This window comes from Egibacter rhizosphaerae, from assembly GCF_004322855.1.
Taxonomy (GTDB): domain Bacteria; phylum Actinomycetota; class Nitriliruptoria; order Euzebyales; family Egibacteraceae; genus Egibacter; species Egibacter rhizosphaerae.
This window is the reverse complement of record NZ_CP036402.1, coordinates 2,886,420-2,899,284: the sequence shown is the minus strand read 5'-3', so window position 1 is coordinate 2,899,284 and position 12,865 is coordinate 2,886,420. Positions and strand designations below refer to the sequence as shown.

11 protein-coding genes are annotated in these 12,865 nt (G+C 73.6%); 4 read left to right on the top strand and 7 right to left on the bottom strand.

Translation table 11 applies throughout. The features are described from left to right. Positions 1-47: 47 nt before the first annotated feature. Positions 48-1,037 (bottom strand): NAD(P)-dependent oxidoreductase, encoded by a 990-nt coding sequence (locus ER308_RS13610; RefSeq protein ID WP_131155493.1) that lies wholly within the window; start codon positions 1,035-1,037, stop codon positions 48-50. A gap of 126 nt (positions 1,038-1,163) precedes the next feature. Here ER308_RS13610 and ER308_RS13605 point away from each other — a divergent pair, with 126 nt between their 5' ends. Together ER308_RS13605 and ER308_RS13600 are read left to right on the top strand one after the other, a co-directional pair. Continuing rightward, the gene (locus ER308_RS13605) at positions 1,164-1,679 is read left to right on the top strand and encodes a MarR family winged helix-turn-helix transcriptional regulator (protein WP_131155492.1); all 516 of its coding nucleotides are present in this window, start codon (positions 1,164-1,166) and stop codon (positions 1,677-1,679) included. A gap of 25 nt (positions 1,680-1,704) precedes the next feature. Then, the gene (locus ER308_RS13600; RefSeq protein ID WP_131155491.1) at positions 1,705-2,772 is read left to right on the top strand and encodes an Ldh family oxidoreductase; all 1,068 of its coding nucleotides are present in this window, start codon (positions 1,705-1,707) and stop codon (positions 2,770-2,772) included. Positions 2,773-2,880: 108 nt separating this feature from the next. Here ER308_RS13600 and ER308_RS13595 read toward each other — a convergent pair whose 3' ends face one another. After that, a complete protein-coding gene (locus ER308_RS13595; RefSeq protein ID WP_131155490.1) occupies positions 2,881-3,390 on the bottom strand; it encodes a GNAT family N-acetyltransferase in 510 nt (169 codons plus the stop codon). Positions 3,391-3,469: 79 nt separating this feature from the next. Between ER308_RS13595 and ER308_RS13590 the strand changes: the two genes are divergently transcribed. Then, entirely contained in the window at positions 3,470-4,186 is a 717-nt protein-coding gene (locus tag ER308_RS13590; protein WP_165492078.1) for a phosphoenolpyruvate-utilizing N-terminal domain-containing protein, read from the top strand. A 5-nt stretch (positions 4,187-4,191) separates the two neighbouring features. On the opposite strand, the gene ER308_RS13585 is transcribed toward ER308_RS13590, so the two are convergent. The 3 genes from ER308_RS13585 to ER308_RS13575 all read right to left on the bottom strand — a co-directional run bounded on the left by ER308_RS13585 (position 4,192) and on the right by ER308_RS13575 (position 8,787). Further along, a complete protein-coding gene (locus tag ER308_RS13585; RefSeq protein WP_131155488.1) occupies positions 4,192-5,277 on the bottom strand; it encodes an isocitrate/isopropylmalate dehydrogenase family protein in 1,086 nt (361 codons plus the stop codon). Between the two features lie 53 nt (positions 5,278-5,330). Then, the gene (locus tag ER308_RS13580) at positions 5,331-7,112 is read right to left on the bottom strand and encodes a gamma-glutamyltransferase family protein (protein WP_131155487.1); all 1,782 of its coding nucleotides are present in this window, start codon (positions 7,110-7,112) and stop codon (positions 5,331-5,333) included. A 409-nt stretch (positions 7,113-7,521) separates the two neighbouring features. Continuing rightward, positions 7,522-8,787, bottom strand: a complete 1,266-nt coding sequence (locus ER308_RS13575; RefSeq protein WP_205745615.1) for an IS110 family RNA-guided transposase — start codon at positions 8,785-8,787, stop codon at positions 7,522-7,524. Between the two features lie 99 nt (positions 8,788-8,886). Between ER308_RS13575 and ER308_RS13570 the strand changes: the two genes are divergently transcribed. Further along, positions 8,887-10,536, top strand: coding sequence for an acyl-CoA dehydrogenase family protein (locus ER308_RS13570; protein WP_165492077.1), 1,650 nt, complete (start codon positions 8,887-8,889; stop codon positions 10,534-10,536). Between the two features lie 30 nt (positions 10,537-10,566). Here the strand turns inward: ER308_RS13570 and ER308_RS13565 are convergent, their stop codons facing one another. After that, positions 10,567-11,985: an aldehyde dehydrogenase family protein gene (locus tag ER308_RS13565; RefSeq protein WP_131155485.1), complete on the bottom strand. Its 1,419-nt coding sequence runs from the start codon at positions 11,983-11,985 to the stop codon at positions 10,567-10,569. A 45-nt stretch (positions 11,986-12,030) separates the two neighbouring features. Further along, positions 12,031-12,846: a cyclase family protein gene (locus tag ER308_RS13560; RefSeq protein ID WP_131155484.1), complete on the bottom strand. Its 816-nt coding sequence runs from the start codon at positions 12,844-12,846 to the stop codon at positions 12,031-12,033. Positions 12,847-12,865 lie beyond the last annotated feature (19 nt).

Sequence of the window (12,865 nt, the reverse complement as noted above, 5' to 3'; positions counted from 1 at the left end):
GCACGCACCCACGGACCGGGGTCGCTTCCACCGGCCGCATGATCGGGTCACGCCGCGCGGTACCAGAGCTCCTCGCCGGCCAGCGCCCGCTGGGCGTTCTCGAACACGGCCTCGGCCTTGCGGTGCACGACGGTCGCCACCCCCGCCGCGCAGTGCGGGGTGATGAGCGCGTTGGGCAGCCCCACCAGCGGGTGGCCCTCGCCGGGCGGCTCGGCGGACAGGACGTCGAGTCCGGCAGCGGCGGGGCGCCCGGCCGCCAGCGCGCGGGCGAGGTCCTCCTCGACGACGAGCCCGCCGCGGGCGGTGTTGACGAGCACCGAGCCGTCACGCATCCGGGCGAGCCGGTCCGCGTGCACGAGCCCGGTGGTCTCGGGCGTCAGGGGGCAGTGCAAGCTGACGACGTCGCTGGCCGCGAAGAGCTCGTCGAGGTCGTCGCACCGCCGGACCCGCCCATCGGGCCATTCGGGGTCGAGGGGCTGCGGTCGCGACCGGTGGACCAGGATCTGCGCCTCGAACGGCAAGAGGCGCCGCGCGACGGCCTGCGCGATGCGCCCGAACCCGACGAGCCCGACGGTCGCGCCCATGAGCCCGAGCGACCGCTGGCGGTAGGTCCACTTCGGCCAGCCGTTCGCGCGGACGCCTTCGGACAGCGCGGTCAGGTGCCGACCGCACGCGAGGGCGAGCATGATCGTGTGCTCGGCCACCGCCTCGGGAGTCCCGACCGGGCAGATGCACACGGGGATGCCCCGGCTGCGCACCGCTTCGAGCTCGAGGCCGTCGAGCCCGACACCCTGACGGTGGATGAGCCGCAGCGCGGGCGCCGCATCGAGGTGCGCGGACGTGAGCGGCACGTCGACGTGCAACAGGATGTCGGCGTTCGCGAGCCGTGCCCGTTGTTCCCCCTCGTCGTGGCGGTCGGTGAGGTACTCGAGTCGCCATCCGGCGGGCAGGTGCTGGCGGTAGATCTCCGCGGCGTCCGAGCCGTCGCTGAACAGCAGGACCGTGACAGGACCGACCGAGGGAGGCTGAGTGCTCATGGGTCATGAATCCTATAGGGCGAGGGGGTCGGCGCGAACCGACGTGACGGCCGACGCCGCTGCTCGTAGGCTCATGTTCGGAGGCACGAGACCGCGGGCACGCGGCGGGCCCGGCAGGCCCCGGCGATGAGGAAGCCGTTGGATCCCCACGACACCGAGCGCCAGGCCGACGAGGGCGTGGGGCTGGCGCTCTTCGAGTTGGCTCCCCGACTGACGCGCCTCGAGAATTCGGTGCTGCGCGAGGTGGACCCTCCGCTGACGTTCCGGCAGTACCGGATCCTGGGGCGCGTCGCCGAGGGCCACACGACCCTGACCGCGCTCGGCAAGCTGGCGACGATCTCGTTGCCCGCGGTGTCCGAGAGCGTCGAGGGGCTCGTCCGCAAGGGGCTGCTCCAACGCACCGCCGACACGCACGACCGGCGGGCGGTGCAGTTGCAGCTCACCACCGAGGGCGAGAAGTCGCTCGAGGACGCGCAACGCCTCCTCGAGGCCGCCGCCCGCGAACTGCTCGCCGGGCTGATGGTCACCGATCATCGCGTCGCCTTCGAGGACGACCTGCGTGAGATCGCCGACCGCGTCACCAGCGCGTTGCTCGCGGCCCGCAAGCCCGGCACGGGGGAGAAGGGCGACGGCTCGCCGTGAGCCCGACCACTGACGAGCGTGCGCCGTGACGGGCGCGAACGACCAACGTTACGAGCGGGCCGATGCCGACGCGCTCGTCTCGTTCGCGACGGCGGCGCTCGAGGCCTGGCACGTCCCGCCGGAGGACGCGGCGATCGTCGCCGACAGCCTCGTCACCGCCGACCTCTGGGGTCACCAGTCGCACGGGGTGATGCGCCTGCCGTGGTACGTCGATCGGCTCCGCAGCGGCGTGATGCGGCCCGTGACCGATCCGACGTGGGTCACCGACTCCGGCGCCGTCGTCGTGCTCGACGGTCACGACGGTGTCGGGCAGGTGCTGGCATATCGCGCCGCCTCGACCGCCATCGCCCGCGCGCGTCGCCACGGCCTCGGGGCGGTGGGGGTGCGCAACTCGAACCACTTCGGCACGGCCGCGTACTACACCCGCCTCGCCCCGCCCGCCGGCTGCATCGGCGTGCTGGTGACCAACGGGAGCCCCGCCATGGCGCCGTGGGGCGGCCGCGAGAAGGTGGTCGGCAACAACCCGTGGTCCATCGCGGCTCCCGCGGGCGCGCACGAGCCCCTGGTCCTCGACATCGCGAACACCGCCGTCGCCCGCGGCAAGATCTACCTCGCCCGTCAACGCGACGAGCCGATCCCCGAGGGTTGGGCCCTCGACCCCGACGGGCGGACGACGACCGATCCGGTGGCCGCCATCGCGGGCACCATCGCCCCGATGGCCGGGCACAAGGGCTACGCGATCTCGGTGATGATGGACGTGCTCGCGGGCGTGCTCACCGGCAGCGGTTTCGGGCCGCAGGTGTCGGGCCCGTACCAGCACGAGCATCCCAGCCGCTGCGGCCACCTGTTCCTCGCCCTCGACGTCGGCTCGTTCCTGCCGGTGGACGAGTTCCACGAGCGGATGGAGCAGCTCGTCGCGCAACTGCGCTCGGCGCCGCTCGCGGAGGGGGCCGACGCGATCCACTACCCCGGGGAGCTCGAGCACCTGGCCGAGCAACGGCACCGACGAGACGGCCTGCCGCTGCCGGCCCGCACCCTCGACGACCTCGGCGCGCTCGGCGAGGAGGCCGGGGTGTCCCTCACTCGCGGCTGATCGCGGCGCGGCTGTCGGTCCCGTCGAGCACCAGCCGTGCCTCGGCGTCCTCGACCCGCTCGATCGCGACCGTCCATTCGTGTGGAGCCATCTGCCGTCCGGCCGACGTCACGCGTCCGGCGCGTCGTCGTCCACTTCGTCTGCTCGCCGGCGGCCGAGGACGTCGCCCTCCAGGTAACGCTTCATGCCCGCATGGCTCGCCTCGAAGCCCAGCGACTCGTAGAACCGGTGCGCGTCGTCGCGGGCGGCGTTCGTCGTGAGCTGGATCAGGTGGCAGCCTTGTGCCCGAGCCTCGTCGATGGCCCACTCGAGCAGGCGGCGCCCAACCCCTTCCCCGCGCCGGCCGGACGCGGTCCGGACCGCCTCGACCTGCGCACGCCACCCGCCACGGAACGCGAGGTGGGGGATGAACGTGAGCTGCAGGGTCCCCACCACCTCACCGGCCTCCTCGACGACCACGAGACGGTTGTGCGGGTCGGCCTCGATGGCCGCGTACGCGTCCCAGTACGCCTCCGGCAGCGGATCGTTCGGGTCCTCGCGCTGCCGTCCGAGCTCGTCGTCGGCGAGCAGCGAGACGATGGCGGGCACGTCCCCCCGTCGCGCGTCGCGGATGTCCATCGCGACGAGGCTACTGTCACCGCTCGGCCGGTGCCGACACGACCCGGGTAGGCTGACCCCGAGCGACCAAGGGTTGGGAATGCGCACCGAACTGACCGGCCGCGCCGCCTCCCCCGGGACGGCGTTCGGCCCCGCCTTCGTCGTCCCGACGCGAGCGGCCCGCGAGGCGCCGGACACCGGCTCCGATCCCGATCGCGAACGCGAGCGCGTCACCAGTGCGCTCCCGCGCGTCGCCGCGGATCTCGAAGGGCTCGCCGACACGGTCGGGGCGGACACGGGGGTCGCGCACTGCGAGATCTTCCGTGCCCACGCCGAGTTCGCCCGCGATCCCGAGCTGCTCCGCCACCTCGACGACGCCATCGCCGAGGGCGCGAGCGCCGAGCAGGCGGTCCGAGCGGCCTTCGGTACCTACCGCGAGCTGCTCGAGCGCTCCCCCAGCGAGAACCTCGCGGCCCGGGCCGCGGACCTCCACGACGTCGCCGAGCAGGCCCTCGACGCCCTCGCCGGGGGCGTCGAACCCCGTGTGCCGACCGCGGCGTGCGTGGTCGTCGCCGACGAGCTCACGCCCTCGCAGACCGTGCGGACCCCCCGCGAGCACGTGCGCGCCATCGCGTGCGCGCAGGGCTCGCCGGTCAGCCACGCCGCGATCCTCGCGCGTTCCCTCGGGATCCCCGCCGTCGTCGGCGTCACCGGCCTCCTCGACGCGGTGGCGCCCGGTGAGGAGGTCTCGGTCGACGGCACGACGGGCCGGGTCACCGTCGCCCCCGACCCCGCGACCCGCGCGCAGATCATCTAGCGCGGCTACCGGACGGCGTCGGCGACGGCGCCGGCGAACGCCCGCGTGCCCGCCTGCCCGCCCATGTCGGCCGTGCGGGTCCCCGCACGCACCGTGGAGGCCACCGCCGCATCGATCCGCGTGGCCGCCTCGCCGAGACGTGTCGTCCCGTGCCGAGCGCCGAGCCACTGCAACAGCATCGCACCGGAGAGGAGCATCGCGATGGGGTTGGCGATGTCGCGGCCCGCGATGTCGGGCGCGGACCCGTGGGCGGCCTGCGCCATCCCGTGACGGGTCGAGACGTTGATCGAGGGCGCGAGGCCGAGTGACCCGACGAGCTCGCCCGCGAGGTCGGACAGGATGTCGCCGAACATGTTCTCGGCAACGATCACGTCGAAGTCGGCGGCTCGTCGGACGAGGTGCGCGGCCATCGCGTCGATGTGGAAGTCGTCGACGACGACGTCCGGGTAGTCCTCGGCGACCTCACGGCAGATGTCGTGGAACATGCCCGTGGTCAGGCGCAGGACGTTCGCCTTGTGCACGACCGTGACGTGCCCGCGACGCTCGCGGGCGAGCTCGAAGGCCTGCCGCGCGATCCGCTCGACCGCGGGGCGGGTGATGATGCCCATGGCCATCGCGACGTCCGGCGTGGGCATGAACTCGCCGGTCCCCGCGTGGGTGTTCCGGTCGGCGTAGAAGCCCTCGGTGTTCTCCCGGGCGATGACAAGGTCCGCTCCCTCGACGACCGCGTCGGCGCCCTCCAGCGACTTCGCCGGACGGATGTTGGCGAAGAGGTCGAAGTGCTTGCGCAGCGCGCCGCTCGGGTTCAGCTGCGAGCGGTGGGGCTCGGGGTACGCGGCACTGTCGTGCGGGCCGAGTAGCCACCCCTCGAGCGCCTCGAGCGCCTCCACCGTCTCCGCGGGCAGCGACGTGCCGTGCGTGTCGATCGCCGCCCGGCCGACCGGCAAACGCACCCACTCGATCCCCGGGCCGCCGACCGCGGCCATGGCCGCGTCGAGGACGTCGGCCGCCGCCGGGACGATCTCGGGGCCGATGCCGTCACCCTCGAGCAATCCCAACCGGTGGGGGCGCGGCGCGTCGTCACGGACCATGCAGGACCTCCGAGGGTCGCGGGTGAAGCGTCAGGGTGCGACGGCCGTCGGACTCACCGGCCGGCCGCGTAGCCCTGCTGGCCCCGCGGATTCGCCCCCGCCTTGAGCGGCGCCGGGTCCCCGGCGGCGGAGACCGCGCTGAGGCGCCCGAGCGACCAGGGATCCTCACGGGTGACGAGGTGCCCTCGGCGCTCGAGCTCCGCGACGGTCTCCTTGGGGAACCGGTCCTCGAGGCTCAGCGCCCCGGGGGAGGCGTCACGGGGGAAGAACGAACTCGGGAAGTGGTCCGAGTGGAACGTGGGCGCGTCGATCGCCTCCTGCAGGTTCATCCCGTGGTGCAGGTGGCGCAGGAAGAACACGAGGCCCCACTGGTCCTGCCGGTCGCCCCCGGGCGTGCCGAACGCGAGGCGCGCCCGCCCGTCGCGTCGCGCGATGCCCGCCGTCAGCGTCGTGCGCGGTCGCTTGCCCCCCTCCAGCGCGTTCGGGTGCTGCGGGTCGAGCCAGAACATCTGCGCGCGCGTGCCCAGTGCGAACCCGAGGCCGGGTACGACCGGTGAGCTCTGCAGCCACCCTCCGCTCGGGGTGGCGGACACCATGTTCCCCTCCGCGTCGACGACGTCGACGTGGCAGGTGTCGCCCGGACTCTCGCCCTCGCTGTCGACGGTCGGCTCGCCGATGCCGAGCGCGTTGCCGGTGCCCTGCGTGGGTGGCAGTTCGGGGGGGAGCACGGGCTCGCGTCCGCCGGGCGCGCCGGGTCGCAGCTCGAGCGAGGCGTCGTCGCCGATGAGCCGGCGCCGCTGGTCCGCGTACGCGGGGTCGAGCAGGTCGTCGGTCGGGACGTCCACGAAGGCGGGATCGCCGTACCAGGCCTCACGGTCGGCGAACGCGAGCTTCGCCGCCTCGACCACGAGGTGCACGAACCCCGGATCGTCCGGCGCGGTCGGATCGAGGTCGAACCCCTCGAGCAACCGCAGCTGCTGCAGGAACACCGGAGCCTGACTCCATGCGTGCGGCTTGTACACGGTCCACCCGTGGTAGTCGACCGAGAGCGGGGTCTCGACCGGCGCCTCGTAGGCCGCGAGGTCCTGCTCGGTCAGCAGGCCGGTGTGCGCCGCACCCGAGGTGTCGACCCGCGGCGTCGAGCGATGGAACTCGACGATCCGCTCGGCGACGAACCCGCGGTAGAAGGCGTCCCGCGCGGCCTGGATCTGGGCCTCCCGGCCGGACCCCGCGGCCTCGGCCTCCTCGAGGATGCGCGTGTAAGTCGCCGCGAGGTCGGTGTTGGCGAACCAGTCGCCCGCTCGGGGCACGCCGTCGGCGAGCCACAGGGCGGCCGACTCGGGCCAGTCCTCGCGGAACTTCGGCGCCACGGCCTCCAGGACGGCGTTGATGCGGGGCAGGATCGGGAACCCGCGCGTCGCGTACTCGATCGCGGGGCTCATCAGGTCCCGCAGCGGCAGCCGACCACGTTCCAGAGCGAGGCGCATCCACGCGTCGAACGCGCCCGGCACGCACGCTGCCAGGGGCCCCGTGCCGGGCACGCGGTCGAGGCCGAGGTCGTGGAAGTGCTCGACCGACGCGGCCGCCGGCGCGACGCCCTGCCCCGCGACGACCTCGACGGCGTCGATCGCGGCGTCGTACACCATGATGGGCACCTCGCCGGCAGGACCATTGAGGTGCGGCTCGACGACCTGCAGCGTGAGCCCCGCGGCCACGGCGGCGTCGAACGCGTTGCCACCCGCCTCGAGCGCGGCCATGCCGACCCCCGACGCCAACCAGTGGGTCGACGACACCATGCCGTGTGTGCCCTGCAACTCCGGACGTGTGGTGATCATGACCTGGATCCCTCGAGGTTCCGTCGGTTCCGCCCAGCGACACGGCATTCAACCGCACCGGCCAATCCTATAGGATGTGGGGGCCACTGCCTAGCTGGCCGTAGGTCTTGTCAAGCATCGTGTACGACATCCTTGGCAGCCCCCGGTGTGCGCGGGGGCTGGCGGGATGCTTGTGTGGCGGTGGGGTGCGAGGTCGGCGGGGCCGTAGGCCCACGCTGATCTATGCGACCTCCACTGAGGGTGGGGTCAGCTGGCTTCGTTCGGGCTCTGAGACGGGTGGAAGGCCGGGCGTCAAGCTAGGAGCGGCGTGACCCGCGAACGAGTCCGCCATAGCCGGTACGACGTCTGATCCGGCCTTCCTGTCCGCGAGCCTCGCACGATCGACCGCGGATGGGAAGGGTCCGGTGTCCTACTCCTTGCTGGCCCAGCAGGCGGGGTCGTACAGCGTCTGGTCGCGGACCATCGCGAAGGCGATCTTGTTCGCCCGGCGGGCCAGGGCGGTGGCGATGATCGCGCCGGGCTTGCCGCGCTCGCGCAGCCCGGCGGCGTAGCGGCGGGCGGCGGGATCTTGGTGCCACAGGCCCACGCCGAGGTCGAGGATCGCCCGGCGCAGCGGCACCGATCCCTCCCGGCTGATGCCGCTGTCACGCCGTCGACCGGCGGACTCGTACTGGGCGGGGTTCAGCCCGGCGGCGCGGTACACCTGCCGGTGCGAGGGCCAGCGTGCCGGGTCGCCGACGCCGGCGGCGTAGCCGGCCGCGCGGACCGCCCCCCAGCCCGGCCCCGACGTCAGCACGCGGTAGCGGGTGGCGGGCACGAGCGCGTCGATGCGCGCGTCGACCTCGGCGAGTTGGCCGTCCAGGCCGTCGAGCAGCGCCAGATCGGCGGCCAGGACCTGACGGGCCACCGCCGCGTCGGGCGTGGGCAGCGCGTCGCGGGCCGCGGCCACGAGGCGCTCGGCCAGCGCCACGCTCACGCGCACGTCGCGGCGCGCCGCGAACGCCCGGAAGCGGGCCACGCCGAGCCGGGCGAGCCGATCGGGGTCTGAGAACTCGGCCGCGACAAGGCGGCCGACCTTGGTGCCCAGCACGCTCGACAGACTCGCGCCCAGCCCGGGAAAGCAGCGGTCCAGCTGACCGGTCAGCTGGTTCTTGACCGCCGAGCGGGCCTGCACCCGCCGGCGGCGATGCGCCGCCCACGCGCTCAGCTCGACCAGCAGCTCATCACCGACGGCCACCTCGTAGCCGCGGCCGGCCAGCAGCAGATCCGCGATCGCGGTCAAGTCGATCGGGTCGGTCTTGGTCCGACCCGTGCCGTTGACCCGCCGCTGGGCTGACACCCACGCCGGGTTGTGCTCCACCAGCTGCCAGTGCCCGGGCAGCACCCTCGAGGCGACCAGCGGCCGGTGGTAGTGCCCGCACGCCTCCACCCCCACCCGCACCAACGCCGTCTCCGCCGGCAGAACCCGCTCGACCCGAGCGACGAACCCCGCCACCCCCGACCGGTCGAGAGCGAACTCGAACGGCGCGGCCAGCCGCCGACCCGAGAAGTCGACCACCATCGCCATCGCCGCCGACTTGCCCACATCCACCGGCACCGCCACCAGCCGATCCAACCCCACGCCGACCGTCCGCGCCGAAAGTTGCTGCGCTCGAATACCATGCATGTGCATCATCAAGCCCACCTCCCGGTGGTGTCAGGAGAACCAGGCGCGACAACGCCCGACCCTCGGAACCTGTGCGGGTCCCTTCTGACACCTCCGGAGGCGAAACCCATGGAACCGCTACCGGCAGGTCATATCAGCCGCGCGACGCTGGCGCGAGGAGCCCGGGGCCTGCGCATGGACGACCGCCACGACGCGGACACGCTTCTCGACTGGTGCCGGACCACGATCGCTGCACGCGCCGGGGCGCTGCGTGCCGAGGCCGACCCGGCCGCCGAACAGGTCGCCGGCTACGACCTCGTCGTGGCCGCGGGCCGCGCCCGGGCCGCGGCAGCCCTGCTCGACGCCGCGACCGACGACACGCCCGCCACCCTCGCGCTCGTGGCCGCGGGGCTCGCCGCCGCCGACCTCACCGGTCGGCCGGCCATCGGGCCGGAGCCACCGCCGGCAGCCGTGCACCATGCGCTGGCGCGCGCCACCGACCCCGTTCGGCTCGACGCCGTGGGCGCCCGGACCCTCGCCGAGGGCGTGCCGCGCCCGCTGGACGAGGACGCCGCGCTGATCCGCGCCGGGGTGCGCGAGCACGCGCGCGACCGGGTCGCGCCGGAGGCCCAGCGGATCCATCGCGAGGACGCCGACGTTCCCGAGTGGCTGATCCGCGAGCTCGCGGACCTCGGGTGCTTCGGCCTGAGCATCCCGGAGGCCTACGGGGGCTCCCTGCCCGACACGGGCGATCGAGGGCACGCCCTGCAGCGGATGCTGGTGGTCACCGAGGAGTTGTCGCGCGCCTCGCTGGGCGCGGCCGGCAGCCTGATCACCCGCCCGGAGATGCTCGCCGGGGCGCTGCTCGAGGGCGGCACCGAGGCGCAGCGGCAGCGGTGGCTGCCGGCGATCGCGGGCGGGGACGCCATGTGCGCGATCGCGGTGACCGAACCCGATCACGGCTCCGACGTCGCGAACCTGACCACCCGCGCACGGCGGGTGGCCGACGCGGGCGGCCCGGACGGGGACTGGGTGCTGGACGGACGCAAGACGTGGTGTACGTTCGCCGGTCGGGCCGACCTGATCCTGTTGCTCGCGCGCACGGGCGCACCCGGGGACCGCCACCGCGGGCTCTCGCTGTTCGTCCTCGAGAAGCCCCCCTACCCGGGTCGTGCGTGGACCCACGAGCAGGCCCGCGGCGGGCGCCTGACCGCGCGCGCGATCCCCACGATCGGCTACCGGGGGATGCACAGCTTCGACCTCGCGATCGACGGGCTCCGGATGCCCGGCGACGCCATCGTCGGCGGGGACGAGGGCGAGGGGCGCGGCTTCTACCTGCAGATGCGGGCGTTCGCGACCGGGCGGTTGCAGACGGTCGCACGAGCGACCGGTGTGATGCAGGCCGCCCTCGACGAGGCCACAGCCTACGTTCGGGACCGGCACGTGTTCGGCGTGCCCCTCGCCGAACAGCCGCTCACCCGCGCGAAGGTCGCCCGCATGGCCGCCGACCTCGCGGCAGCGCGTGCGCTCGGGGACGCGGCGGCGCTGCGCCACGGGAACGCCGACGAGGGCGACCCGGGGGTCGATGCCGCCCTCGCGAAGTCGATGGCGTGCGCCGCCGCGGAGCGGGTCACCCGGGAGGCCCAGCAGCTGCACGGCGGGATGGGCTACGCCGAGGAGTATCCGGTGAGCCGGCTGTTCGTCGATGCTCGCGTCCTCTCGATCTTCGAGGGCGCCGACGAGGTGCTCGCCCTCAAGGTGATCCTGCCCCGGCTCTAGCACCCCGCGGTGGCGCCCGGGTGTCCCGGCTCAGTAGGCGATCGTGACGAGCCGCTCCTCGGTCATCTCGCGGATCGCGTAGCGGGGGCCCTCCTTGCCGGACCCGGAGTCCTTGACGCCGCCGTAGGGCATGAGGTCGATACGGCTGGACGAGGTCTCGTTGATGTGCACCGAACCCATGTGCAGCCGTCCCACGCACTCGAACGCGCGGTGCAGGTCACGCGTGAACACCCCGGCCGCGAGCCCGTAGGGCGTGTCGTTGGCCTCGGCGATCGCCTCGTCGAGGTCCTCGAAGCGCCGGATGACGACGGCGGGCCCGAACAGCTCGCGGCACATCAGCTCGGCGGCGGCGTCGACATCGGTCAGCACGGTCGGGCGCACCACCCGTCCCTCACGGGTGCCGCCCGTGAGCACCCGCGCGCCGCGCTCGGCCGCCCGCTCGATCCACCGCTCGACCCGCTCCGCCTCGGGCTCACTGATCAACGGGCCCACCTCGGTCGCCGGATCGCGCGGGTCCCCGCAGGTGAGTGCCTCCGCGGCCGCGGTGAGCCCCGCCTCGAACGCGTCCGCGACGTCCTCGTGCACGTAGAGCCGCTGCACGCTCGTGCACACCTGGCCGGCTTTGCGGAACGCGGCGTTCGCGCACTTCGCGACCGTGGTGTCGACGTCCGCGTCGGCGCACACGAGCGAGCTCGACAGGCTGCCGAGCTCCAGCTGCGCGCCGCGCAGGCCCACGGTCGCGCGGATGTGACGGCCGACCTCGGTACTGCCGGTGAACGTGTAGTAGCCGATCCGCTCGTCGATCAGCAGCGCCTGACCGGCCTGGCTGCCGGGACCGTGCACCAGTGCGATCAACGACGTGGGCAGGCCGGCCTCCAGCAGGATCTCGACGAGCAGCTCGGCCGTCAGCGGGGTGTACGCCGAGGGCTTGAGCGCGACGGCGTTACCGGCCGCCAGCGCCGGGCCCACCTTGTGGCACACGGTGTTGAGCGGGGAGTTGAACGGCGTGATCGCCGCGACGACCCCCACGGGAACCCGCATCGTGTAGCCGATCCGCCGCTGGACGCCGGGCGCTGCCTCGAGCGGGACCATCTCCCCGGTCAGGCGCGCGGCCTCCTCGCCGGACAGCCGCAGCGTCTCGATCGCGCGGTTGATCTCCCCCTCGGCGTCCCGGTGCGCGAAGCCGGTCTCGTCGACGATCGTGCGTCGCAGTTCGTCGCGTCGGGCACCGACGAGCTCGGCCGCGCGCGACAGCACGGAGAAGCGCTCGCGCGGGCCCAGCCCGGCGGTCGCCTGCCCGCGCACCAGGGCCGCGACCGCCGCGGCCACCTGATCGGCGCTCGCATGGTGCAGCTCGGCCAGCGGCTCCCCGGTGAACTTGTGCTCGACGGTGCCGCGCTCGGCCCCCTCGACCCAGGTCCCATCGATGAACAGTCTGGCGGTGACCATCGGTCTACACCTCGCGGTCGTCGGTGGACGGCAGGACGCGGCGCTTCACGAGGGCTCGATCAGCGCGAGCGGGCGCGCGGGCGCGCCGGTGCCACCGGCGATCTTCAGCGGCGCGAGCAGGAACGTGAACGCACCGAGCCCTCGCCCGGCGAGGCCACGCAGATCCATGACCTCGATGATGTTGATCCCGGCGTCCACGAGCAGTTGGCGGTGCACCGGCAGCGCCCGAACACCGGTCCACGGCTGGATGGCCTCGAAGGAGATCGTTTCCCCGCCGACCACCGAGACCCCCCGGGCGGCGAGCCAGGAGCCCGCGGCCTCCCCGGGTCCCGGGGTCCCGTCACGGTCGCCCCGGAACCGTTCGGGAGCGGCGATGTGCTCGGACCAGCCGGTCCGCAGGAGGACGGCATCGCCCTCGCCGACCGCAGTACCGGCCGCCTCCTCCGCCGCGGCGAGGTCGGCCGGGGTGACCTCCTCGCCGGCAGGGAGCACGTCGACGCCACGAACCCCCGCGACGTCCAGCAGCACGCCCCTGCCCGCGAACGGGGGGAACTCGTCGATGCCCAGTCGCGTGAAGCCGTCGTTGCCAGTCACCTCGGCGGCGTCGAGCCCGCCGTGCAGTCTCCCGTCCTGCGAGATGTGGGCGAGGGCGTCGACGTGCGTGCCGACGTGCCCCCCGGTGACGATGATCTCGTTCGCGGCGGAGCCCCCGTCGTCGCGGACCATGTCACCGTGACGGCGCTGCAGCGCGAACTGGAACGGCGGGTGGTTCGGTGACGCCGGGATCCCGCGACGGAGCGCGTGCGCGAGGTCCACCACCTCGCTACCCGCGACGCGCTGCCACAACGGCGCTGCGGTCATCGCGACACGCTCCTCAGAT

Bases quoted from the DNA above. Each gene is read 5' to 3' on its own strand.
- ER308_RS13610 (WP_131155493.1), bottom strand. From the start codon at position 1,037: ATGAGCACTCAGCCTCCCTCGGTCGGTCCTGTCACGGTCCTGCTGTTC.
- ER308_RS13605 (WP_131155492.1), top strand. From the start codon at position 1,164: ATGAGGAAGCCGTTGGATCCCCACGACACCGAGCGCCAGGCCGACGAG.
- ER308_RS13595 (WP_131155490.1), bottom strand. From the start codon at position 3,390: ATGGACATCCGCGACGCGCGACGGGGGGACGTGCCCGCCATCGTCTCG.
- ER308_RS13590 (WP_165492078.1), top strand. From the start codon at position 3,470: ATGCGCACCGAACTGACCGGCCGCGCCGCCTCCCCCGGGACGGCGTTC.
- ER308_RS13585 (WP_131155488.1), bottom strand. From the start codon at position 5,277: ATGGTCCGTGACGACGCGCCGCGCCCCCACCGGTTGGGATTGCTCGAG.
- ER308_RS13580 (WP_131155487.1), bottom strand. From the start codon at position 7,112: ATGATCACCACACGTCCGGAGTTGCAGGGCACACACGGCATGGTGTCG.
- ER308_RS13575 (WP_205745615.1), bottom strand. From the start codon at position 8,787: ATGATGCACATGCATGGTATTCGAGCGCAGCAACTTTCGGCGCGGACG.
- ER308_RS13570 (WP_165492077.1), top strand. From the start codon at position 8,887: ATGGAACCGCTACCGGCAGGTCATATCAGCCGCGCGACGCTGGCGCGA.
- ER308_RS13565 (WP_131155485.1), bottom strand. From the start codon at position 11,985: ATGGTCACCGCCAGACTGTTCATCGATGGGACCTGGGTCGAGGGGGCC.
- ER308_RS13560 (WP_131155484.1), bottom strand. From the start codon at position 12,846: ATGACCGCAGCGCCGTTGTGGCAGCGCGTCGCGGGTAGCGAGGTGGTG.